At 72.3% G+C, this 22,232-nt stretch carries 22 protein-coding genes; 8 read left to right on the top strand and 14 right to left on the bottom strand.

The features are described from left to right. From ACEQ2X_RS14730 to ACEQ2X_RS14750, 5 genes are all read right to left on the bottom strand, one after another. Window positions 1–879, bottom strand: coding sequence for a branched-chain amino acid ABC transporter permease (locus tag ACEQ2X_RS14730; RefSeq protein WP_370326583.1), 879 nt, complete (start codon window positions 877–879; stop codon window positions 1–3). Between the two features lie 30 nt (window positions 880–909). Beyond that, entirely contained in the window at window positions 910–2,304 is a 1,395-nt protein-coding gene (locus ACEQ2X_RS14735; protein WP_370326584.1) for an ABC transporter substrate-binding protein, read from the bottom strand. A gap of 146 nt (window positions 2,305–2,450) precedes the next feature. Continuing rightward, window positions 2,451–3,251 carry an SDR family NAD(P)-dependent oxidoreductase gene (locus tag ACEQ2X_RS14740; RefSeq protein WP_370326585.1) on the bottom strand — a complete coding sequence of 267 codons (801 nt, stop codon included), beginning with the start codon at window positions 3,249–3,251 and terminating at the stop codon, window positions 2,451–2,453. 12 nt (window positions 3,252–3,263) lie between these two features. Beyond that, complete coding sequence (locus ACEQ2X_RS14745; RefSeq protein WP_370326586.1) at window positions 3,264–3,653, bottom strand: nuclear transport factor 2 family protein; 390 nt, start codon at window positions 3,651–3,653, stop codon at window positions 3,264–3,266. A 25-nt stretch (window positions 3,654–3,678) separates the two neighbouring features. Continuing rightward, entirely contained in the window at window positions 3,679–4,530 is an 852-nt protein-coding gene (locus ACEQ2X_RS14750; protein WP_370326587.1) for an acyl-CoA thioesterase, read from the bottom strand. Window positions 4,531–4,568: 38 nt separating this feature from the next. Between ACEQ2X_RS14750 and ACEQ2X_RS14755 the strand changes: the two genes are divergently transcribed. After that, window positions 4,569–4,796, top strand: a complete 228-nt coding sequence (locus tag ACEQ2X_RS14755) for a hypothetical protein (protein ID WP_370326588.1) — start codon at window positions 4,569–4,571, stop codon at window positions 4,794–4,796. Here ACEQ2X_RS14755 and ACEQ2X_RS14760 read toward each other — a convergent pair. The 5 genes from ACEQ2X_RS14760 to ACEQ2X_RS14780 are packed head-to-tail and all read right to left on the bottom strand — an operon-like array spanning window position 4,790 to window position 8,767. Next, window positions 4,790–5,440, bottom strand: a complete 651-nt coding sequence (locus tag ACEQ2X_RS14760) for a hypothetical protein (RefSeq protein WP_370326589.1) — start codon at window positions 5,438–5,440, stop codon at window positions 4,790–4,792. The two genes, ACEQ2X_RS14755 and ACEQ2X_RS14760, sit on opposite strands and share 7 nt — an antisense overlap. 16 nt (window positions 5,441–5,456) lie before the next feature. Beyond that, entirely contained in the window at window positions 5,457–6,230 is a 774-nt protein-coding gene (locus ACEQ2X_RS14765) for an enoyl-CoA hydratase-related protein (protein ID WP_370326590.1), read from the bottom strand. Next, on the bottom strand, window positions 6,227–6,943 hold the full coding sequence (locus tag ACEQ2X_RS14770) for an SDR family oxidoreductase (protein ID WP_370326591.1): 717 nt from the start codon (window positions 6,941–6,943) through the stop codon (window positions 6,227–6,229). The genes ACEQ2X_RS14765 and ACEQ2X_RS14770 overlap by 4 nt, the downstream gene beginning before the upstream one ends. Next, a complete protein-coding gene (locus ACEQ2X_RS14775) occupies window positions 6,940–7,785 on the bottom strand; it encodes an enoyl-CoA hydratase (RefSeq protein ID WP_370326592.1) in 846 nt (281 codons plus the stop codon). The genes ACEQ2X_RS14770 and ACEQ2X_RS14775 overlap by 4 nt, the downstream gene beginning before the upstream one ends. Before the next feature lie 25 nt (window positions 7,786–7,810). Continuing rightward, window positions 7,811–8,767, bottom strand: coding sequence for a Rieske 2Fe-2S domain-containing protein (locus tag ACEQ2X_RS14780; RefSeq protein ID WP_370326593.1), 957 nt, complete (start codon window positions 8,765–8,767; stop codon window positions 7,811–7,813). 131 nt (window positions 8,768–8,898) lie between these two features. Here ACEQ2X_RS14780 and ACEQ2X_RS14785 point away from each other — a divergent pair, with 131 nt between their 5' ends. The 7 genes from ACEQ2X_RS14785 to ACEQ2X_RS14815 all read left to right on the top strand — a co-directional run bounded on the left by ACEQ2X_RS14785 (window position 8,899) and on the right by ACEQ2X_RS14815 (window position 15,674). Continuing rightward, window positions 8,899–9,996: an acyl-CoA dehydrogenase family protein gene (locus ACEQ2X_RS14785; protein ID WP_370326594.1), complete on the top strand. Its 1,098-nt coding sequence runs from the start codon at window positions 8,899–8,901 to the stop codon at window positions 9,994–9,996. Further along, window positions 9,993–11,168 (top strand): acyl-CoA dehydrogenase family protein, encoded by a 1,176-nt coding sequence (locus tag ACEQ2X_RS14790; protein ID WP_370326595.1) that lies wholly within the window; start codon window positions 9,993–9,995, stop codon window positions 11,166–11,168. The genes ACEQ2X_RS14785 and ACEQ2X_RS14790 overlap by 4 nt, the downstream gene beginning before the upstream one ends. Before the next feature lie 156 nt (window positions 11,169–11,324). Next, window positions 11,325–11,549 (top strand): helix-turn-helix domain-containing protein, encoded by a 225-nt coding sequence (locus ACEQ2X_RS14795; protein ID WP_370326596.1) that lies wholly within the window; start codon window positions 11,325–11,327, stop codon window positions 11,547–11,549. Continuing rightward, on the top strand, window positions 11,546–11,863 hold the full coding sequence (locus ACEQ2X_RS14800; protein ID WP_370326597.1) for a HipA N-terminal domain-containing protein: 318 nt from the start codon (window positions 11,546–11,548) through the stop codon (window positions 11,861–11,863). The genes ACEQ2X_RS14795 and ACEQ2X_RS14800 overlap by 4 nt, the downstream gene beginning before the upstream one ends. Beyond that, complete coding sequence (locus tag ACEQ2X_RS14805) at window positions 11,853–12,845, top strand: HipA domain-containing protein (protein ID WP_370326598.1); 993 nt, start codon at window positions 11,853–11,855, stop codon at window positions 12,843–12,845. Before ACEQ2X_RS14800 ends, ACEQ2X_RS14805 begins: the two co-directional genes overlap by 11 nt. Further along, window positions 12,793–15,132, top strand: coding sequence for a cell wall-binding repeat-containing protein (locus ACEQ2X_RS14810; protein ID WP_370326599.1), 2,340 nt, complete (start codon window positions 12,793–12,795; stop codon window positions 15,130–15,132). Before ACEQ2X_RS14805 ends, ACEQ2X_RS14810 begins: the two co-directional genes overlap by 53 nt. Before the next feature lie 47 nt (window positions 15,133–15,179). Beyond that, window positions 15,180–15,674 carry a hypothetical protein gene (locus tag ACEQ2X_RS14815; RefSeq protein WP_370326600.1) on the top strand — a complete coding sequence of 165 codons (495 nt, stop codon included), beginning with the start codon at window positions 15,180–15,182 and terminating at the stop codon, window positions 15,672–15,674. Between the two features lie 9 nt (window positions 15,675–15,683). Here the strand turns inward: ACEQ2X_RS14815 and ACEQ2X_RS14820 are convergent, their stop codons facing one another. From ACEQ2X_RS14820 to ACEQ2X_RS14835, 4 genes are all read right to left on the bottom strand, one after another. Continuing rightward, the gene (locus ACEQ2X_RS14820) at window positions 15,684–17,435 is read right to left on the bottom strand and encodes a cell wall-binding repeat-containing protein (protein ID WP_370326601.1); all 1,752 of its coding nucleotides are present in this window, start codon (window positions 17,433–17,435) and stop codon (window positions 15,684–15,686) included. Then, window positions 17,428–19,101 (bottom strand): Wzz/FepE/Etk N-terminal domain-containing protein, encoded by a 1,674-nt coding sequence (locus ACEQ2X_RS14825; protein WP_370326602.1) that lies wholly within the window; start codon window positions 19,099–19,101, stop codon window positions 17,428–17,430. The genes ACEQ2X_RS14820 and ACEQ2X_RS14825 overlap by 8 nt, the downstream gene beginning before the upstream one ends. 16 nt (window positions 19,102–19,117) lie before the next feature. Next, entirely contained in the window at window positions 19,118–20,998 is a 1,881-nt protein-coding gene (locus ACEQ2X_RS14830) for a DUF4012 domain-containing protein (protein WP_372530569.1), read from the bottom strand. Window positions 20,999–21,130: 132 nt separating this feature from the next. Then, window positions 21,131–21,787, bottom strand: a complete 657-nt coding sequence (locus ACEQ2X_RS14835) for a hypothetical protein (protein ID WP_370326604.1) — start codon at window positions 21,785–21,787, stop codon at window positions 21,131–21,133. Between the last annotated feature and the right edge of the window lie 445 nt (window positions 21,788–22,232).

The following is a 22,232-nucleotide window of genomic DNA, read 5'->3' on the forward strand; positions in this document are numbered from 1 at the left end:
TCAGACCCTCCGCGCGTGGGCGGGCGGGAACGCGCCGCCCGGCCGGACCAGGTACACGGCCAGCAACAGCGCGAAGAGCATCAGGTTGCTCCACGACGGTCCGAGCGCCACCCCGGCCGCGTGGACCGTGAGGCCCACCGCCGTACCACCGACCAGTGCGCCGGGCAGGCTCCCCACGCCGCCGAAGGCCAGCGCGACGAACCCGTTGAAGGTCAGCAGGATCCCGATCTCCGGTGACGCCAGGAAGATCGGGGCGATCAACCAGCCGGTGATGGCGGCCACGACCGCGGACAGCACCGCTGACAGCCGGGACATCGCCGCGACGTCGACCCCGACGCTGCGGGCACCGTCGAAGTCCTGTCCGACGGCCTCCATCATCTTCCCGACGCGGCTGTGGCGGTAGAGCAGGCCGATCAGCGTGATGAGCACCGGGGCTGCCAGGATCAGCGTCAGCGTCACCCCGGTGATCCGGAACGGCCCGAGCGTCATCGGCTGGTACCCCAGGTGCCAGGGGAAGTTGGCGGGCACGCCGCCGCTGATGATGTGCGCCACCTCTTCGATGACGATGCCGACGCCGAACGTGGACAGGATCCACGTCAAGGACGACGCGGTCCGGATGAACGGGCGGATCGCCGCCCACTCCTCCACCAGGACCGCGACGATGACGATGACCAGGCTGCCGGCGAAGGCCGCGACGGGAGACCAGCCGAGGCCGACCAGGCCGACCACGGAGACCGGGGCCAGGGACACCAGGCCGCCGTGGGCGAAGTTGACGACGCCGGTGACGCGTTCCATGACGCTGAACCCGGCCGCGATCAGGGCGTAGGCCATGCCGATCCCGAGGCCGGGGATCAGGACGTCGTTGACGAAGTTGATCATGTGGCTCCCTGGGTCGCCCGGGCCGATCGGTCAGCCGCCGGTCCCCACCGCCACGCACGCACCGGTCTCGCAGCTGTACTGCGCCGCCATCATCCCGAAGTCCGCGGCGTCCTCCTGACCGAGCCGGTCGTCGGCGCTGTACTCGTACGCGCCGCGGGAGGCGTCGACGGTCAGCCCGGCGTCCAGCACCTCGCGGATCGCCGCGGGGTCGGTCGAGCCCGCTTGCTCGATTGCCGCGTTGACCACGAGGACCATGTCGAAGGCGGCTGCACCGACGAACGAGGCAGTGCCTGCCTGCGCGGCCCCGGTCTCCTCGGCGAAGCGGGTCCAGAACTCGACGGCCAGCCCTTCCGGCTCGTCACCCTCTGCGTCGACCAGCATGGTGTTGGGGACCACGCCGGCTGCCAGCCGGTCGAGGTTCTCCTCGCCCAGAGCCTCGAGGACCGGCGCCTCGACCATGCCGAGCGGACCGGCGACGTGCGGGGTCCAGTCGATCTGCCGCAGGCCGTTGACCAGCTGCACCGCGTCGCCGTAGGCGGCCCAGGTCAGCAGCAGGTCGGTGTCGCCGGCGTCCTGTCGGAGCTGGCGGAGCTGGGCGGAGAGGTCCGGCGCCCCGGGCTGGAACGACATGGAGACCAGGTCAACGCCCATCTCCTCAGCGGCCGCCTCGGTGGCCTCGGCCTGCGACTCGCCGTAGCCCGAGAGGGGGTAGGCCAACGCGACGGTCGTCCCCGGGTCGGCTTGGGCGACGAGCCACTCGAGGTGCGGCCGAACGGTGACCTGGCCGTACTCGTAGGCGTGGAACATCCAGGGGTACTCACAGTCAGCGCAGGCGTTGTCCCACAGCTCGGGGGTGGCGGCGGTGGTGAAGCCCAGGACGCCGGCTTCGTTGAGGACCGGCTGCATGGCGAGGGCCGACTCGCTGGTCGACGGCGAGAGGATCGCAACGAGGCTCTCGTCGTTGGTGAGCTCCCGGGCCTGGGAGACGACCGTCGCGGGATCTTCGGCGCTGTCGCGGACCTCGAGCTCGTAGCTGACGCCGCCTGCAGCCAACCCCTCGGACTCGAGGTAGTCGATCGCCGCGCGCGCACCGGCTTCGCTGGGCTCGCCGAACACCGTCGCCGTGGGGCCGGTCAGGGCCGCGAGCACGGCGAGCGTCACCGTCTCGCCCGAGAGGTCGGCCGTGGAGCTGTCGTCAGCGGCGGCGGGCTCTTCGGCACCGGTTTCGGCAGGCGCGTCCTCCGTCCCGTCAGCATCTGGCGCCGCGTCCTCGGTGGCCGTATCGCCCGCCGCCTCCTCGACTTCTGTCGCTCCGTCCGCGGTCTCCTCATCATCGCCCGAGTCCGACCCCGCACATCCTGTGGCGAGGAGCGTCACGGCCGCGAGCGCAGCAGCGGCCCGGCGCAGAACACGGTTCGTTCGCATGTCATGCCCTGTCTCGTCGTGCATGTCGGATCGACATGGCTCGGCTCATCTCTGCAGGGAGACCGCCCGCGCGGGCACCCGCATCTATACAAGCTACGCAATCATGATAAAGATTTGCTGTCAACGGCTTTCGCAGAACGTCGCGGTCAGCCGTCGCCCACCGTGTGGAGGGGGTAGACCACGCCGGCGCCGCCGTCGACGCGGAGGTCGACCCCGGTGACGTAGGCCGCCGCGTCCGAGAGCAGGAACGCCACCGCCCCCGCGATGTCGTCGACGTCGCCGAGATGGCCCGCGGGGATGCTCGCGCCGATGCGGTCGAGGGTCTCCGCCGGGCTCGATGCGGCGATCCGGGGGGTGCGGATGGCCCCCGGCGACACCGTGTTGGCGCGGACGCCGTGCGGGGCGTTCTCGAGCGCGAGCGTCCGGGCCAGCGACCGCAAGCCGGCCTTGCCGGCGCCGTAGGGCCCGTGCAGGGGGGCGGATGTGGCGCCGCTCAGCGACGAGATGAACACCACCGATCCACCGCCGTCGCGCAGGTGCGGCAGCACTGCGCGGGAGAGGTAGAAGGCGTGGTCGAGGGTCAGCTCCGCTCCTCGACGCCACACCTCGGGCTCGATGCGGTCCAAGGTGCGCCAGAGCTCGTCGGGCCACATGCCGATGATGTCGACTAGCCCGTCGAGTCCGCCGAGCTGGTCGGCGGCCTGGTCGACGACCCGCTCGCAGTCCGCCGCTCGGGTCAGGTCCCCCACCAGGCCGATCCCCGAGGTCCGGTCGGCGATGGCGCGGGCTCGGTCGGGGTCGACGTCGGCGCAGGCCACGGTGCCGCCGAGCGCGTGGATGGCCGTGGACGTCGCCGCGCCCATGCCCTGGCCGGCGCCCGCGACCAGGACGCGTCGCCCGTCCAGGCGGAACCGTGATGCCCAGGTCTGCTCGTCGTGTGGTGTCACCGCCACGACGGCCTACCGGGGTGCGATCTGGATCTCGCGGCGGGCGAAGACCCACCGGCCGTCGCGGTGGACCAGCTCGTCGGCGTACCGGCCCGCCTGGACGATCTGCCACCCTTCGCCCACGGGTGGGGCGACCAGGTACCAGTCGGAGGTGGCGGTCGCGCGGTCGCCGTCGACGTCGATGTGGGTGTTCGCGATCAGGTGGCGGTCGCGGGGGTGGTCGGCCAGCGCCGCGGTCAGGGCGTCGATGGCCTCGTCCACTCCGTGGCAGGTGCGGCTGGTGAGCACGTACGTGGTGTCAGCGTCGAAGATGTGCCGCAGGCGGTCGTACTCGCGGTCGTCGACGGCGGTGGCGTAGACGGCCATGGCGTTGCGGATGGATTCCTCGGGGGTGGTGGGCACGTGGGCACCTCTCTGGTCGGTTGGGCTACATGACCCCGGACGACGCGCCCCGCGCGGTCACGTGGTCGGGGAAGCGGCGGAGCATTGCGTCCTGTGCGTAGGAGGCCACCAGCTGGCCGGCCGCGGTGAACAGCTGCCCGCGCCCGTACACCCGGCCCGCGCCCGCCCAGGTGCACTCGGTGGCGATGAGCAGCCAGTCGGATGCGGCGATGGGCTGGTGGAAGGAGAGGGTGTGGGTGATGACCGCGGTGGACACGACCTCGTGCGCCATCCGCAGCGACAGGCCCTCGTGAGACCGCAGGGCGGTGGGCAGCAGCAGCGGGTCGGTCAGCCAGGCGGCGAGGGCCTGGTGGCGGACCCGGTCCAGCTCTGCCACGTCGGGCCAGCGGCACCACAGGTCCAGTCGCATGTCGCCGGTGGCTCCGGTGTCGTCGAGGTCCAGGCCGCCGACGACGCGGACCTCCGCGCCCGGTGCCTCGAACACGTCGGTCGCGGGCGCCTGCTCAGGCGCGCCCGCCGGCGGCGGGGGCGGGCCGTGGCGCAGGACGTCGTCCTCCTCGGTGTCGAGCAGGACGGTCGCGACGCACACGCGCCGGTCGCCCTGGCTGACCGTGACGGTGGCGGTGGCCATCGTCCGTCCGACGGCGACCGGGTCGACGCGGAGCTGCAGCGGGTCCTCCGGCGACCCGGGCCGCGGGAAGGCGGCGTGGACCGACCGGACGGTCTTGCTCGGGTCGACGCCGGCGGCGGCGACGACGACCTGGCCGAGGAGCTGGCCGCCGAAGACCGGCCGCCCCTCCCCCAGCGCGGCGCTGTGGGCGACGAAGGCGTCCGGCCCGTCCGGGCGCAGCTCCAGGGACTGCAGGGGTGTGGTCACGGCTGCCCTCTCCTGATCGGGGTTGGTAGGTTGCCGACATGGCCACCTCTGGACCGAGCGGGACGACGACGCGGACGCTGCTGTACCTGGAGTTCGCCTTGCCCGAGGCGGACCGGGCCCGCCTGGACGCCCACCTGGCGGCCGGGTCGCGGTCGCTGACCGCGGTGGTCCGCGCGGCGATCGAGGCCGAGCTGGCCGCCGCCACCGACGGTGAGGTGACCTCGATCGACCCGCGGCACACCTCCGGCGTCGCCCACGGTCACTGACCGCACGGCATCCCCCACAGGGCGGCCAGCTCGACGTCGTGGGCGATGACCGCGTCCAGGTCCCCCGCACGGTCCGGTCCGGCCAGGGCGGCCGCCAGCCGCACCGATGGGCCAGGCGGTCCCGCGGCGCCGACAGCATCTAGCCGCTCGTCGACTGCCCGTGCGGGATCGGCCGCGACTGCGGTGATCACGCCGAGCTGCTGGGCGACGTCGGCGGTGAGGCCCCGGCCCGTGATGGCCAGATCGACCACGGTCGACGGTGGCAGCACCCGGCGGAGCAACCAGCCGGTCCCCGGCGCCGGCGGGGCGGCGCTCGCGTAGGGCACGAGCTCCGCCGCGGGGGCCAGCACGACGACGTGGGCCAGGATCGCCAGCACCGCAGGCGTGCCGACCAACCGGCCGTCGGCGCACGCGGCGACCAGCGCCGGCGTGCGGGCCAGCGCCCGGATCAGCGGGGCGACGACGTCGCCCGCGCGGGCGCGCCGGGTCTCGGGGGACGGATCGGCGACGGGGTCGGTCAGGTCGCCCCGCAGGCGCAGGCGAAGGATGGTGTCGGGGGACCGGCCGGCCCCGGCGACTGCTCGGGTCAGCGCGACGAGCGCCTGGTCGTCGCAGACCTCGCCCGCCACGTCGATCGTGCGCATCGGGAGGTGGGTCACGTCAGCGTCCGATGAAGCGCGGTGGCCGCTGCTCGAGGAAGGCCGCGAACCCCTCACGGGCGTCGGCGGTGCCCAGCAGCGCGGTCACCCGGTCGCGGTCGCGGGCCGTGGCGACCGACAGGGGCACCTCTTCGACGTCAGCCAGGGACGCCAGCACCGACCGCACCGCCAGCGGCGGGCGGGCGGCGACCTCGGCGGCCAGGGCGACGCCGGCGGCGACGGTCCGCTGCTGGGGGACCACGCGGCTGACCAGCCCGAGATCCCATGCGGTCCAGGCGTCGACGGTCTGGCCGGCGAGGGCGACCGCGGCAGCGCGCAGCCGTCCGGCGACCCGCCCCCACCGCTGCACCCCGCCGGCGCCGGGCAGGATGCCCAGGCCGACCTCCGGCAGCCCGAACACCGCCCCGTCGGCGGCGACGACCAGGTCGCAGGCGAGCGCGACCTCGCACCCACCGCCCAGCACCGGGCCGGCGACCGCGGCGACCACGGGCACGGGCACGTCGTCGAGCGCCTGCCAGAACCGGTCGCCGTCACGGGCGGCCATGGCCGTGGTCGGGTCGGCGGCCAGCTCACCGATGTCGCCGCCGGAGAGGAAGGTGTCGTCCCCGCCGGTCAGGACGACGGCGCGGATGTCGCGGTCGGCCGCCACGGACTCGAGTGCGGCGGTGGCCTGGACCCGGGCCCGGTGGCTGAGGGCGTTGCTGGTGGAGGGGTCATCGACGCGGATGACCGCCACCTGGTCGTGGGTGGTGGTGGAGACGCGCAGCGCGGTCATCCTGCCGCGGCCCCTCCCGCCTCGACCCGGCGGGTGGCGAAGGGACCCCTGTCGGTCGCGCGCATGGTGATCTGGCGGATCACGACCTCCGGCGGGAGCTCGCACAGCCAGGCGACGACCTCGGCGACGTGGTCGGGGGTCAGCGCCGCAGCGGCCATCGTCGCGGGGTTGTCGATCATCTCGGTCTCGACCAGGCCGGGGACGACGATGTGGACGCCGATGCCGTCCCGCTCGACCTCGGCGGCCACGGATTGGGCCAGGGCGTTCACGCCGGCCTTCGACGTCGAGTAGGCCGACATCCCGGCGAGACCCTTCAGGCCGGCCACCGAGGAGATGTAGACGATCTTCGCGCCGGCCCGCATCTTCGTCAGGGCGGCGCGGGTGACCAGGTAGCTGCTGCGCAGGTTGATCCGCAGCACCTCGTCGAAGGTGTCGACGGGCTGGTCGCGGACGGTCGTCCCGTCCAGCACGCCGGCGGCGTGGACCAGGACGTCGCAGCGCTCGACGGCGTCGAACAGCCGGGCCACGTCGGCATCGGTCCCCGCGTCGGCGGGGACGGCGCGGGCGCCGATCTCGTCCGCGGCGGCGTGGAGCGGCTCGGGGCGGCGGGACGTCAGGACCACGTCGTAGCCCTGGGCGACCAGCGCGGCGCCGCAGGCCCTTCCGATGCCGCCGCTGCCGCCGGTGACGACGGCGACCCTCTGGGCGCTCATTCGTCGCCGGCGGGCCGGGCGGTCCGGCGGGGTGTGGACACAAGGATGGGCTGGCCGCTGACCACCTGGTTGTGGGCGTGTGACAGCTGGTGCAGCGCGAAGGTCGCGTCGATGCCGGCGCGCTGGCCCATCGCCTCCTCGCAGCGGTTCACGGCCTGCTTGGCCAGGGCCAGCCCGAAGGCGGGCTGGCCGCCGATCCGCTCGGCCATGTCCAGTGCCGTGTCCAGCAGCGCATCGCCGGTGACGACGCGGTTGACCATGCCCAGCCGGTGGGCGCGGTCGGCGTCGATGGCCTCGCCGAGGAACAGGAACTCCTTCGCCTGCCGCGGTCCCAGCTCCCACGGGTGGCGGAAGAACTCCACGCCGGGGCAGCCCAGGGCGACGACGGGGTCGCTGAAGAAGGCGTCGTCGGCGGCGACGATCAGGTCACAGGACCAGGCCAGCATCAGCCCGCCGGCGATGCAGCCGCCCCGCACCGCTGCGATGGTCGGCTTGGGCAGGTCGTGCCAGCGGCGGCACATCCCCAGGTACATCTCCATCTCGTGGGACATCCACCGCTCCGCTCCCTCCTTGTCGGTGTGGTCCCACCACGTGGAGCGCCGGGTGTAGGGCACGTCGTAGTCGACCCCCGGCGAGCCGAGGTCGTGGCCCGATGAGAAGTGGGGGCCGGCACCGGTGAGCACGGCCACGCGCACGTCGTCGTCCTGGGCGAAGCGCTGGAAGGCGTCGTCCAGGGCGTAGAGCAGCGCGGAGTTCTGGGCGTTGCGGTACTGCGGACGGTTGAGGGTGATGATCGCGGTGGTGCCGCGGACCTCGTAGAGGACCGGTTCCTCGTCAGCCATGGGGGTTCCGTTTCGTCGTGGTCGGTCAGGCTCGGGCTTCGGCCACCCCGGGATAGAACTGGTCCGCCCACCGGCGGAAGTCCATGATCGCCCCCTCCCCCGAGGCCAGGCGGGGCTGGTCGTGGTGGACCTTGTGCTCCCAGATCGGGATGTCCTGGTTGGCCTGGCGCTGGAACTCCGCCGCCATCTTGCGGGCGCCGTTGGTCAGCTCGCCGTCGACGTGGGGCAGCAGGAAGCTGTAGCGGGCGTCGACGATCCCCGGCTCGACCGGGGTGACGGTCCACAGCACGACCCCGTCGACCAGCCCGTGGGGGCGGACGACGTCGAGGCCGAGGCCCCACAGCTCGGACTCGATGGACCCGTCCACCTCGCCGCGGCCGGTCTGCATCGTGACGCTGGCGTCCGCGCGGAACATCACGCCCTTCTCGACGATCTCGACCGCGCCGAAGCCGGACACGCCGTGGACGTACTGGAAGTGGGCGATGTCGACGGTGTTCTCCATGATCTCCACGGGGTGGCTGGAGAACCGGTAGCGCGCCTCCTCCGGCGTGTACCACATCAGGTCGTCGCGGCTGAGCTCGGGCAGCGAGGGCGGCTCCCACGTCGGTTCCTCATGCCCCGGCGGCCCGTACCAGCACAGGATCGCCGGGCCCAACTCGCGGGTCGCCCACGGCCGCAGGCGGGCACCGCGGTTGACGTTGTCGCGGTAGGGGACGCGGACGTTCTGGCCGGTGCAGTCGAAGCGCCACTCGTGGAACGGGCACACCACCGCGTCACCGTCGACGAACCCGCCGTAGCCGATGTGGGCGCCCAGGTGGGGGCAGTGGGCGTCCATCACCGTGACCCGCCCGCCGTCGCCGCGGTAGGCGATCAGGTCGACCCCGAAGCTGCGGAGGGGCACGACCTGGCCTGCGGCGACCTCGTCGGCATACGCGACCTGGTACCACCCCACCGGGATGGGCAGCGACGACGTGGCAGTCATGGACCGAGCCTTTCCTTTGAATCTTAGTGATGATTCTCAGCAGGCGCCGATGCGCTGTCAACAGACCGGGTGCAGAAAGTTTTGAATCTATATATTGATTAAGCTGCCCCGGCACGGCAGGATCCGATCCCGTGATCGGTCCAGTCGGGCCGGGGACCCCCGGCGAGCTCACCGTCCGCTTCAACGACTACGCGTTGTCCGAGGAGCAGGAGGCCCTGGGGGCGATGGTCACCCAGCTGCTCGGACAGGTGGTGACCCCCGATGTGGTGCGGGCGTGCGAGCCCGAGGGGTTCGACCCGTCGGTGTGGGCGTCGCTGGCCGACGCGGGGATCGTCGGGTTGTCACTGCCCGACGTGATCGGGGGGCAGGGGGCGGGAATCGTCGAGCTCGTCGTCGCCGCCGAGCAGCTCGGTCGGGTCCTGGCACCGGCACCGGTCGTCGAGCACGCGGTGGCGGCACGGGCGCTCCTCCGCACGGGCGCCGCCGGCGACATGGCCGCCGCGCTGGCCGACGGGTCCACGATCGTGTCGCTGGCGCCGCTGTCGGCCCGACGTCGCGGGCCGCAGCTCGTGCCGGGCGGGTCGGTGGCCACGACCGTGCTGGCCCTGGACGGCGACGTGCTGTGGACCTGGACCCGCGACGGCCCGCCGCCGCAGGTGGCCAACCAGGCGGCCGCCCCCCTGGCGGGGTGGGACCCCGACGATCCCGCCGGGCGCGCCGCGCAGGTGGCCGACGGAGACGCCGCCCGGGCGGCCTGGACCCTCGCCGTGGCGGAGTGGCGCGTCGGCGTCGCCGCGCTGCTGGTGGGCCTGGCCGACGGTGCGGCACGGCTGGCCCGGACCTACGCCGTCGAGCGGGAGGCGTTCGGCCGGTCGATCGCTCGGTTCCAGGCCGTCAGCCACGCCCTGGTCGACCAGCACCTGGCGATCGAGCCGGCCCGCAACCTGGCGCGCAAGGCTGCCTGGTTCCTCGACCACGAGCGCGACGCACGGCCAGAGCTGCCTGCCATGGCCCACCTGACGGCGACGCGCTGCGCCCGCGAGGTCACCGCCAGTGCGGTGCACGTGCACGGGGGTGTGGGGATCACCCTGGAGGCCGACGTCAGCCTGCACTACCGCCGCGCCGCCGCGGTGGCGCAGGTCGGCGGCAGCTCGGTCGAGGTCCTGCGTGACGTCGCGGCCGACCTGAGACCCCGTTTCCAGCACGCCCACGAGGTGGCCGCCCGATGAACTTCGCGACCGTGCAGCTGACCGGGGCCCAGCAGGCGTTCATCGACGACGTCCGCGCGGTGCTGGAGGCCCACTGGTCCCCCGACCCCACGGCGATCGCCATGGACCACGAGCGCATGCCCGAGGGTCTGCGCCGTGCGATAGCGGACCGCGGCTGGCTGCGCCCGACCGCGCCGGTGGCCGAGGGTGGCGGTGGCCTGGACCCGCTGGAGGCCCGGCTGCTCGAGCTGCTGCTCGACGCCTACCTGGTGCCCACCGGCGGGGACACGCTGATCGTGTCGGTGGTGCCGGCGATCCAGGCGTTCGGGTCGGACGAGCTGACGCGCACAGTGCTGCCCCAGCTGGCCAGCGGGCATGCGACGGTGTGCCTCGGCTACTCAGAGCCCGACTGCGGGTCGGACATGGGGGCGGTGCGGACCCGGGCGGTGCAGCGGCCGGACGGGGATTGGGTCATCGACGGCGCGAAGATGTGGACGTCGTTCGGACATGAGTCCGACTACGTGTTCCTGCTGACGCGAACCGGGGCGCCGGAGGACCGCAAGCGTGGATTGACCATGTTCCTGGTGCCGATGGACAGCCCCGGCGTCGAGTGGCGGCCGGTCCAGGGCATGGCGAGGGTCCGCACCAACATCGTCTTCTTCTCCAACGTCGTGGTCCCGGACACCCACCGGCTGGGTGAGGTCGGCGGCGGCTGGGAGGTCCTGTCCGCGCCGCTGGCCGCCGAGCACGGCCGCGATGGACAGGCCGACCCGTATGCGGACATCAACGGCGTCATGGGCACGATGTTCAGCCGCACCCTCGAGCGGCTCGTGGAGCACACCGCGGTGTGGGCGATGACACCCGCAGGTCCCGACGGGTCCAGGCCGATCGACGACGAGCACCTCGAGCTGGCCCTGGCCGACGCGCTGCTGGACGTCGAGCTGTGCCGGGGCGCGCCGGGCGAGATGGGCAAGCCGCTGTCGGCTGAGGCCCTGCTGCGCCACGCCGACGCGCTGGCGGACCTGACCGCCCCGTTCGGGGTGCTGGACCACGGCGCCGTCGGCGCGGCCGCAGCCGGCGTGGTCAGCGAGGCCCGCCTGCACGCACCGGCGACCAAGATCTACGGCGGCACGTCGGAGATCTACCGCAACAACATCGCCGCTGGCGAGCTCGGCCTTCCACGCCCGTACTGACCGGCCCGGCCAGGTGGGCCGGTACAGCACGTCCAGTCATCGATGTGCCGGAATCGTCACAGCCGCATCTACCTGTGGGGTGCGACAACATTGTCACGCCACGGACGGGGCAGTAGCGTGGGACAGTACTGTCACCCAGACACGAGGAGGTCGCCGGTGGAGCGGACGTTCACGATCCGGACCGGCCAGGACCTGGGCGCGGCGTTGGCGGAGATCCGTCGTGATGCCGGTCTCACCCAGCAGGAGTTCGCCGAGCGGGTCGGCGTGTCCCGCTCCTACCTGTCGAAGGTCGAGACGGGGAGGACCACCCGCCTCATCGAGCACCTGTTCACCGCGCTGCGGCGTGCGGGCGCCACGGTGACGGTCACCTGGACGTCGTGACCCCACGGCCCGCCGCACTGGAGGTCGCCATCGACGGGCAGGTCGTCGCCGACCTCACCGAAGGTCGCGGGCCGCAGGTCAACCTCCGGTACCGCGCCGACACCGTGGCGGCCGACGGCAACCAACCGTGGCTGTCCTGCTCGCTTCCCGTCCGCAGCCGTCCGCACGATGCCCGGCTGTTCCTCGCCGGCCTGCTGCCCGAGGGCCGCCACCTGGAATCCGTCGCCGCCAGAGCCGGAGTGCTCACGACCGACGTGTTCGGCCTGCTGGCCCGCTTACGGGCGGGACGTCGCCGGCGCCCTGGTGATCGGTGACACCACAGCTGACCGCAACCCCCACACCGTCCCCTACGACGATGTGGCCCTGGCAGAGAGCGTCGGCCGCGTGGCAGAGGAGTCCTTCGACCTCGCTGACGACTCCGAGCTGTCCCTGGCCGGGCTGCAGAACAAGCTGCTGCTGGTGGAGACCCCCGACGGGTGGGCGCGGCCGGCCGAGGGGTACGCCTCCACCCACACCCTCAAGGTCGAGGATCGTCGCTTCGACGGCCTGGCCGCAGCCGAGGCGGCATGCCTGTCCCTCGGCCGCGCCGTGGGGGTCACCACCGTCCACGCAGAGGCCACGACGATCGGCGGCATCCCCGTCGTCATCGTCGAGCGCTTCGACCGCGCCTTGGGCGAGGGCGGGGAGGTCCGGCGCATCCACCAGGAGGACGCCTGCCAGGCCCTCGGCGTCGATCCCGAACGCATGCACGTCGACGCGGGGGGCAGGCCCAGGCGGATGGGCAAGTACCAGGTCGGCGGCGGCCCGTCGTTCGCCGACATCGCGCAGCTGCTCGACCGCTTCGCCGCCGATGCGGTCGAGGAGCACTGTCGCCTGCTGGCGCTGGCCACGTTCACCGTCGCCATCGGAAACGGCGACGCGCACGGCAAGAACGTCGGACTGCTGCACCCGACGCCGGACCGCATCGAGTTGGCACCGGCTTACGACACCGTCCCGACGGCGCTCTGGCCCACCCTCGCGGATCGAGCAGCGATGTTCGTCAACGGCCGATCCCTGCTGTCGGAGGTCACCGGAGAGGACCTGGTCATCGAGGGTGCGGTCAAGTGGGGCATCTTGCGCATCGACGAAGCCGAGGAGATCGTCGGCACGGCCCTCGATGCCCTGGAGGCCGCCGTGACCGACCCTGCTCGTGATCTCGGCAAGCACCCGGTCATCGAGCGGCTCCGGGGCTACGTCAGGTCGCGTGTCGACCAACTGCGGTCGTCGATGTGGGGCGGACTGTCGCACCGGCCCTGAGCCCGTCCACCCTCTTGTTACCCTCCGTCGACGACTCAGCCATAGGCAACCGGAAGTGGGGGAACTGATGCGGGTAACGGTCATCCTGGCAGCGATCTTGTTCGTCGGCGGGTTGTTGCCGGCAGCCGCTGCGCCCGAACTGAGTTCCGCGCACCGGACTCGTCCAGACGTCGACAACGCCCCGCTGCCCGACGAGCCTGGCCTCGACTCGTTCCAGGGGGGTGGTCCGATCTGTCGAACTGACGCCTCTGGCGACGTCGAGGACCGAGAGACCGGAATCACCGGCTCTGACCCACAGACCGCGGACCTCACTCGGTGGTGCGTCGACTACGGCGATGACGGCGTGGCGTTCGCCCTCACGACGGCGACTCCCATCGCAGCGGGGTTCGCGCAGGCCGACGGCACGCATGCGTTGGCCCTGGACACCGATGCCGACGACTACGACCTCAACGTCCACACCGATGCCGGCACGACATTCGGGACCGTCTTCGAGCGCAAGAACTCCACGGTCGCCTGCCACGTGGACGCGGAGGTCGTAGAGGGGTACATCGAAGCACTCGTTCCCGCCGAGTGCATCGGGACACCCCAGCGGGTTGACGTCGGCGCCTTCGTGTTCAAGCGCGAGGACGGTCGCTGGATGTACGACGAGGATCCAGCCCGTCCGGGACTGCTGGCCGTGGCGCGGCACTCCGGTCCCACACTGGGTCGGAACGGCACCCCAGTCGGGAGCAGCGGTGAACCCACGGCTCCGCCGCCAACGTCGCCTTCGGATCCCCCGATCGTCGCGACGGATGGCAACCCCGCCACGACTGATCGGCTGAACGTCGGTACGCCGGTGGCCGGGGCCGTGACGATCAGCCAGGCGCGCTTCGGGCACCAGGGAGCAGCGCGCGTCGTTCTGGCCACCTCCGCTGGCTTCGCGGACGCCTTGGCCGCCTCGCCGCTGCTCGACGACGCCCCTCTACTCCTGACCCCCGGCGATCGGCTGCCAGCCGAGGTGGAGGCGGAGATCAGTCGTGTGCTGCCAGCAGGAGGTGAGGTACTCGTCCTGGGCGGTGAGGCCGCGATCACTCCCGCCGTGGAGCAGGTGGTGAGCGCGCGGGGGTTCACCACACAGAGGGTCCAAGGACCGGACCGGATCGCGACGTCCATCGCGGTCGCCGAGTTCGTCGCCGGACGGACCGGCGCGGGATCCAGGGTGGCGATCGCACGCGCGTACGGCGACGGCACAGCGGGGTGGGCGGATTCCGTGACGGGCGGGGGCTGGACGGCGCAGTCCGGCACTCCGCTGGTCATCACGGGTTCGACGGGCCTGGACCCCCGGGTCTCGGCTCTCCTGGCCAACCTCGGAACCCAGGAGACGGTGGTCTTCGGCGGCACGGCAGCCATCGGTGATGACGTCATGGCCGGCCTGCCCAACCCTCGCCGGATCGCTGGGCCCGAGCGAGCGTCCACCGCAGCGGCCATCGCCAGCCAGCTGTGGGGCAACTCGACCGGATACATCGTCCTGAACGGCTACCGCGACGACGGCTGGGCCTACGGGCTGGCCGGTGCTGGCCTGGCTTCCGACCTGCAGATGCCACTCCTCGTCGCCGACACGGGTTCCGTACCCAACGCGACGCTGGCCAAGGTCGGGGTCGGCTGCGAGACGGGACCACCGGGACTCGAGACGTTGCTCCTCGGTGACGCGTCTGTGCTGTCGTCCCAGGTGACGGCCCTGATCGACGCGCAGGATGGCGGGAGCTGTCCCACACCCCCCATCACCATCCGAGCCGACGGGCTGGGGGTCGTCGACCTGGGCGCCTCGGCCCAGGACACGGTGGCCGTCCTCACCGACGCCCTGGGGGAACCGACGTACGTCTCACCGGAGTACTTCCCGTTCTGTGAACCCGGGGCCGTCGGACGCGGTCGCGCCTACGAGTGGGGCAACTTGACGCTGTTCCTGATCGATCCGGACGAGGACATGTTCGGGAACCCAGGGACCGGCCGCCAGGTCTTCTGGGGCGGGTACTACGGCGGGTTCGACTACGATCCCGGAACCGACACGTTCACCCCACGCCCCGATCCCCACGGCTTCATGACCGAGCGCGGCATCGGCCTCGGGTCCACCGGTGCAGAGATCCAGGCCGCCTACGGCGCTCAGGCCGAGTTCCACCCCGGCTACGACGACGGGTACCCACCCCCGATCTGGGACTTCGGTGACGGCCTGTACGCCTTCGCCGACACCAACGATCCCCAAACCAACCGGATTGAGTCCTTCAACTTCGGAGGCGGGTGCGGCGAGTGACTTCGGGATCGCGTCCCGCTGGAGCATCCCGCAAGACCGTGCGGACCGTGGTCGTGGTCCTCCTCGTCGCCCTCGGCGCGGGACTGGTCAGTGTCGCCCTGGCGTGGCGCACACAGTCCGAGAGGGTCACGGACGTCCGTGGCGAACTGGCCGGGATGCAGGCAGAGCTCGCAGAAGTCAGGGACGCACTGGACCGGACCTCTGAGGAGCGGGACGACCTCACGGACGCGCTCGACAGCGTCGAAGCCGAGTTTGACGATGTGAACGCCGACCGCGCCGCTGCCGCGGCGGCGGCGGCCGCCGCCGAGGAGCGAGTCAACTCCCTCGCGAGCGAGCTCGAGACCGTCCGGGCAGAGCTAGCAGACGTCACCGCCGCCCTCGAGGATGCCGAGCAGCAGTTGGCCATACGTGCGGCCGCCCCACCTCCGCAGACGTGGACGCTGTGTGACAACAGCGGCTACAACTGCCGCGAGGTCACCGAGGACCCCAGGTGGCGTCCGGACGTGATCTGCGAGGAAGGCGCCTGCTTCGAACTCTACTGAACTCGAGGATCACGGCCCTGGCGCGAACGTCCCTGTCCCGCCAGGGCAGCCCGACGTGCCGTACGGGCTCAGGTCCGCCGTCGATCCGCTGCGCGATCCGGTCAGCCTTGCGACGCCGCCCTCGATCCGGAAGTGGCTCTCGGCCCAGCCGTACGGGCTGCCCGTCCCGTCGTCGTACGAGGTGAGGATGACGTTCGGGGACGAGATCCGGTAGCCCGATCCGAACCGGACCCCACCGCCCCACGACCAGGTGAGCTCGACGCCGCTTTCGACGACGGGCCGGATCGCGCCATCCCGGACGTCGGCGATGAACCCGATGATCGTGTTCGCCCCCACGCTGGTGGTCACGAAGATCTCGACCGCTGGGTCGGTGTCGACGCTGGCGATGCACTCCGTCGCATATCCGCTGCGCGCTGTCCCGTCCTCATCGGGCCAGGGAACCCAGGCAGCGGTCGTGTACGGCGCCAACGTCCCCAACGCCGTCGAGAACCCCGCCACCGTCACCGACTCTCCCGTCCCGTCGTGGTACATGATCACCGGGTCGAGTCGGTCAGCACTGAGCCCGTCACCGTCCAGGTCGGTCTTGAAGACGGTGACGCACGTCGCGTCGGCAGGGATCAGCGGGCTCTCGGGACGGGGCGCGCAGGAGTCGTAGGCGAACTGGCGATGATCCGCCAGCGCCCGGGCCTGCTCCATCCGGACCGCATCCGGATCCGGTGGCGACGGAGGGGGCGGCGGTGGCGGTGGAGGGGTCAGCGGTTTCCCGCCCGCTGTCACGATCGCCTCGTCCAGCACCTCGTCCGAGACCGCCGCCGCCCCGCCGAGCACCGTGAACGCGCTGACCGGGTACCGCCGGATCGCGGTCGTCAGGACGGGATCGAGGTCGTCACCCAGCAGGAGGAGCGGTGCCCGCTCGGCCGCGGCGTGGACACCACCGGTCAGCGCGTCGGGGAAGGTCCCGGCGGATGCGAGCGTGAAGGCCGTGGTCTGCCCGGTTCGACCGGCGACCAGATCCGCGAGATCCGACGCCACCTGGGAGGGGTTCGCGGACGGCGACGACCCGTCGAAGGCGATGCCGGCGTCCTGCACGGCCCGGTGGGCAGCCCGGCCGGCGACGTACAGCCGGCTGTCGGGAAGTCTTGCCTCCAGGAACGCCGCGGTCCCGTCGGGCAGCTCCTCGCCGGCGGTCAGCACGGCCACCCCTCCGATGCTCCCCGCAGCGGCCGCCGCCGGAAGGGCCATGCGGTAGTCATCGCCGTCGACCAGCAGGACGTCGTCCACGTCCGCGCCCATCGCGTCGGCGAACGCGACTGCGGTGTCGTACCGGGTGGCCCCGGCGATCCGCTCGATGGTGCCGACGCCCGACGTCTGCAGCTGGGTGACCACGTCGTCGGTGATGACGGCGGTTCCTCCCGCGAGGACGACCCGACCGCCGGGGACGAGCACCCTTCGGAGCTCTTGCATGGTCGGGTCCGGCACCGCCGACTGACCGGTGAGGAGGACGACTCCGCCTCGGTCGCTGGCATAGGTCGTGGCAGCGAACGCGTCCGCCGGATCGTCGGCCCTGGCGAGGACGACCACGGCCGCCGTCCCGTCGGCGGGGTGCACCGCCTGCGACACCTCGACGGCGGTCTCGAGCCGGGTGGGACCAGCGATCCGGTGCACGGCGATGTCCCGAGCCGATGCGGACGCGATGGGGAGGAGCGACAGGACCATGCACGCACCCGCCAGCCCCGCCAGCCGGCGCACGCGCCTACGCACGCGCGTTCCGATTCCGGCCCGGAGCCTCCTCGCGAGCCGCCCCGCCCGCCGTCGCCCGGCTGGCGCGGGCCTGCTCCTCCTCGGTGAAGTCGAGGTGGCGGTACCCGTAGCCGTAGTAGTCGTACCCGTAGGACCGGTCCGCGCGGGCCTTGGTGAACACGTAGCCCAGCACCGGGGTGCCGATGCGGTCCAGCCGCTCGCGCAGCTGGGTGAGGTGCTGGATCGACGTCCCCCGCGCCACGACCAGCACGATCCCGTCACAGCTGCTCGCGATCGCCGCGGTGTCGCTGGCCAGCAACATCGGCGGGGTGTCGTAGATCACCAGGTCCGCGGCCTCGGACAGGTCCGCCGCGACCCGCCGGAACTCCGGGGTCCGGAAGAACGCGGCGGTGTCGTCCCCCAGCGGGACCGCGGGGATCATCGGCACGGCCTTGCGGTCCTCCAGGTGCATGATCGTGATGACGTCCTCGAGCGTGTCGCCCTGCACCAGGTCCGCCAGCCCCCCGCGCGGCTCGACCTCGAACAACCTGGTCAACCCCCGCACCCGCGTGTCGGCATCCAACAACAGCACCTCCCGGCCGTCCTGGGCCGCGGCGATCGCGAGGTTCGCCGCGGTCAAGGTCTTGCCGTCCGTCGGCCCTGCCGAGGTGATCAGGATCGCCCTGCCGTCGATCTCCTCGAGCTGGTGGGCGATCGCCGACACGAGGAACTGGTACGCCTCGCTGATCCCCGACGTGGGGCTGGCCACCGTCGGCAGGGCCGTGTCCGTCCGGGTCTCCTCATACGACGGCACCACCCCCAGCAACGGCGCGCGCAGCACCTCAGCGGGATCGTTCCGCCCATCCACCGTCGCGGTCTCGTCCGCCCGCCACCACGCCCACCCCGCCGCGGCCAGCGCGCCCAGCACCGTCGCCAGCACCGCGTTGCGGTACGGCTGCGGGGCGGCGGGAGCCCCGGGGATCTCCGCCTCCTCCACCAGGTCCACACCGGCCCCGAACAGGCTGGCGTCCACCGCGATCTGGTCGATGCGGTTGTTGATGCTGACCAGCTGGTCCACTGCCGCATCACGCTGCGCCGCCGCGGCCGTGTCGCCCGGATCCGCCGCGACCGCCTCCTCCGCCGCCGCGATCGTCTCCTCCAGCTGCACCCGCTGGCCGCGCAGCTCGGTCAGCGACGCCTCGGTCCGGTCCGCCACCTGCTGGCGCACCACCGTCTGGTACGCCTCGGCGACCGCGTTGGCCAGGTCCGCCGCCCCGGCCCCCGTCCCGTCCGACGCGGTGATCGTCAGCAGGTCCAGGTCGACGGAGGGGCGGACGTCCACCCGATCGGCCACCTGCTCGGGGGTGAACCGGCCCCCGACCAGCGCCGACGCCTCGGCCATCACCGGACCGGACCGGGCCAGCTCCGCCTGGTTGCGGACGTATCGGGAGGGGTCCAGGAAGTTCACGCCGGTGTCCTCGAACACCCCGGAGTTGCGCGGGTCCGCCAGCAGCAGCTCCGCGGTGGCCTGGTAGCTCGAGGGCTGCAGCGCCGACAACCCGAACCCCAACAGCCCGGCGATGACCGCTGACAGCAGGATGCTCCACCGCGCCGCCCACAGCGCGGGCAGCACCGGCGGGCCGGTGTCGAACATCGGCTCCGCCGTCGCGGTGGCGGGCTGGCTCATGTGAGGGGTCCGATCGTCATCGCTGCACCGAGAGCGTCAGCTCGTGGCTGAGCTCGCGCACGTCCGTGCCCTCGATGATGGCGCGTCCGCCGTCGATGCGGACATCGCCATCCTGCTCGGGCTGGTCGAACGCCCACCCGGGGGGAGGGGTGAGGGTCACGTCCACGTCCGTCCCCAGGATCGACGGCGCGGTCCAGAACGTCGGGGTGACGACCCCGCCGGTCCCCGACCTCCCCCACGCCCGGGGGATGTCGACGACGAACCGGACGGTGACCTCCTCCCCCGGCTCGAGGACCGGGGAGGTGACGATCGTGACGTGGCCCGCCTCGCGGTGGACGCTGTAGCCGTAGTCGCCGGCGTCGGACCAGCTGACCTGCAACGGCTCGCACTCGCCGCAGGCCAGGCTGACCTGGGGGCGGGATGTCCCCGGCGGCAGATCGATGTGATCCGCCGGCCCGGTGATGTAGCGGGGGAGGGAGGGGTCCTCCGGCGTGCCGTTGGACAGCGCCACCGTGACGATCGCGGAGGCTGTTCCGTCGGGGTCCAGGGTGACGTCCCAGTCGACGGTGCGGTCCAGCCACACGTCGGCCTTGCCAGCCGTGGTGTTGACCAGGCTGAGCGCCGCGACTGTCCCCTCCGGCTCGGGCAGCCCCCCCCCGGCGCCGACGGCCTCGATGACCGCCTGCACCTCGGGGTCGGCGGCGTGGATCAGCAGGTGGCCGCCGCTGACGGCCTCGGCCAGCGCGTCGATCCGGGCGCGGCCGGGCACGTCGCCGGAGAGGAACTCGTCCAGGACGACCTGGGCGGACTCGCCCAGCACCTCCTTGCGCTCACCGCCGAACCCGAGCGCGATCGGTGCCTCGGTGGTGATGAACGGCACGACCGTGTCGGCGGTCAGCGTCCCCACGTCGGGGTCGGGTGAGGTGACCGGTCCGGTGGTGCGCAGCATCGCCTCCAGGGCGAACGGGTCGACCAGGATGACCCCGTCCAGGCGCTGGCCCTCCGCCGCCTGGTACATCGCCTGGATGGCGTCGGCCACGGTCGGGAGGTCCGCGGAGAGGTTGACGTTCAGCCACGTGCCGTTGCCGGCGATGCGCTCGCCGTACCGCTCGAGGAACGTCGCCGTGGGGGCCGTGTCCTCGTCCAGCACGTCCTGCGGCAGCTCCTGGGTCGGGGTGAACGGGCTGATGGTCACCTCGCCGGCCTCGGCGATCAGGATCGCGTAGGCCCCGATGAACCCGCCGGTGCCGCGGAGCTCGGCGGGGTTGTGCGCCCCCAGGAAGTACCGACGTGGCTGCTCGTCGCCGAAGAGGGTCGGGAGGGCCCCGGCCAGCGCGGCGCCGTTCTGCACGATCGGGTTGATCTGGGTCAGCTCGTCGAGCAGCCGGGTCCGTGCGGCGTCGACCCGTGCCACGCGCGTGCGCGCCGGCGCGTGCTCGACCAGGTCGCGGGCCAGCTCGAGGCGGGCGGCGGCGTCGACGACCGGGTCCTGCAGGGTCTGGACCGCGTCGAGCCACCCCGCCTCCCCTCCCCCGCCGAGGGTCAGCGCATCGAGGCCGCCGGGGATGTCGCGCAGGGACGCGGTGATCTGGCGTCCGGCGCCGGCGATCAGGTCGGCGGCCTCGGTGGTGGCGACGACGGAGTCGACGGTCGGGCCGATGACCGGCAGGAAGCCGACCAGGCGCACGAGGGGCGACCGGACCCGGCCGACCGCAGCACCCGCCGCGTCCTCGGCCTGGGCGAACGCGTCGTCGGCCGCAGCGATGTCACCGGCACCGACCGCGTCGACGGCGACCTGCAGCCGGTCGCGGACCACCTGCAGCCGGTCCTCGGCGTCGAGGAACGTCAGGGCTGCCGTAGCGGCGACGCCCGCCAGGACCATGACGACCAGCCCCACCCCGATCCCGATCCGGACGCCACGCGGCCACCCTCGAGCGGTCCTGCCCACCACTCCCCCTCGCACCAGATCAGCCCCGACGTGCGACAGGCCCCGGCGGTTGGCCGGGGCCTGCGATGACGTGGTCCGGGATCAGCGGCGCAGCCGGGCGACGAGCGACGGGGCGTTGAACCCGACGGCCAGCACGAGCGCGGCGACGATCGCGATCAGGGCGATGGGCGTCGACCCCTGGGCCTGGGTGGACTCGGTCGTCGTGGCGGGGACGAAGTTGGCGGTGGGCACGACGTCGTAGCTGAACGTCTGCTCCTTGGCCTGACCCGACAGGTCGGTGCCGCGGACGGTGACGGTGTAGTCGCCGGCGACCTCGGCCGGCACCACGACCTGGGCGGTGAAGGTGCCGTCCTCGGCGACCGTCACCTGCTGGGTCTGGGCGAAGGGTGCGGCAGCGGCGGAAGGGCTGCTCGCGGAGGAGGCGGACGAGGATGCAGCCGTCTCCTCGTCGTCCTGGGTCCCGTCCCCGAGCTCCGCCTCGACGTCGTCGGGGTTCCCCTCGCCGGAGCAGCCCTCGCCGTCGAACTCGCGGTCGATGAAGATCTCAGTCCCGGGGCCCCAGTCGTCACCGCGAACGAGGATCGTGCTGCACGGCGTGGTGGTCTCCACGTCCCCGACCTCGGCGGGGGGGACGACGGTGTCATCAGGGACCGGCGGGTACGGCCCTTGGGCCGCTGCCGGCAACGCCGTCAGCACGAGCAGTGCGGCGACCGCTGCCAAGATCATCGTTCGCTTCATCGGTCGGGTCCTCCCCTGGGTGGACGGTGACGACATGACGCCGACCGCCTACATAGACTGCCATCCTGAATCCTCGGCGTGAACATGTCTACCACGAAGTTCCACGCTGGGTTGTTAAAGGGACGTGTCGACAGGGGAACCCCACGATGAGCGAAGCCTTGGTCTGTGACGTCTGCGGAAGCCTGCAGCGTCGCGTCGATGCGGGCCGCGAGGGGTGGCTCGAGGTCCGCCCGTTGGCTGACCTCGCGGAGGTCGTCCCCGACGCCCATCCCCTGCACCACGGCCGGCATCTGTGCTCGACGATGTGCCTGTCGGATTTCGCGCGCGCAGTCGAGCACGGCCGGCTCCTCGAGATGACGTCCGGCCCGAGGGGCGTCGCCGAACTCGCACGGGCATCGATCGTAGATCCCGCACCGCCGGAGCCGGGACGGGCACCACGAGCCGG

This window comes from Euzebya sp. (assembly GCF_964222135.1).
GTDB lineage: Bacteria > Actinomycetota > Nitriliruptoria > Euzebyales > Euzebyaceae > Euzebya.

Coding starts and splice junctions, on each gene's coding strand:
- ACEQ2X_RS14730 (WP_370326583.1), bottom strand. CDS start 879: ATGATCAACTTCGTCAACGACGTCCTGATCCCCGGCCTCGGGATCGGC.
- ACEQ2X_RS14735 (WP_370326584.1), bottom strand. CDS start 2,304: ATGCGAACGAACCGTGTTCTGCGCCGGGCCGCTGCTGCGCTCGCGGCC.
- ACEQ2X_RS14755 (WP_370326588.1), top strand. CDS start 4,569: ATGGCCACCTCTGGACCGAGCGGGACGACGACGCGGACGCTGCTGTAC.
- ACEQ2X_RS14760 (WP_370326589.1), bottom strand. CDS start 5,440: ATGCGCACGATCGACGTGGCGGGCGAGGTCTGCGACGACCAGGCGCTC.
- ACEQ2X_RS14765 (WP_370326590.1), bottom strand. CDS start 6,230: ATGACCGCGCTGCGCGTCTCCACCACCACCCACGACCAGGTGGCGGTC.
- ACEQ2X_RS14770 (WP_370326591.1), bottom strand. CDS start 6,943: ATGAGCGCCCAGAGGGTCGCCGTCGTCACCGGCGGCAGCGGCGGCATC.
- ACEQ2X_RS14775 (WP_370326592.1), bottom strand. CDS start 7,785: ATGGCTGACGAGGAACCGGTCCTCTACGAGGTCCGCGGCACCACCGCG.
- ACEQ2X_RS14780 (WP_370326593.1), bottom strand. CDS start 8,767: ATGACTGCCACGTCGTCGCTGCCCATCCCGGTGGGGTGGTACCAGGTC.
- ACEQ2X_RS14790 (WP_370326595.1), top strand. CDS start 9,993: ATGAACTTCGCGACCGTGCAGCTGACCGGGGCCCAGCAGGCGTTCATC.
- ACEQ2X_RS14825 (WP_370326602.1), bottom strand. CDS start 19,101: ATGAGCCAGCCCGCCACCGCGACGGCGGAGCCGATGTTCGACACCGGC.
- ACEQ2X_RS14835 (WP_370326604.1), bottom strand. CDS start 21,787: ATGAAGCGAACGATGATCTTGGCAGCGGTCGCCGCACTGCTCGTGCTG.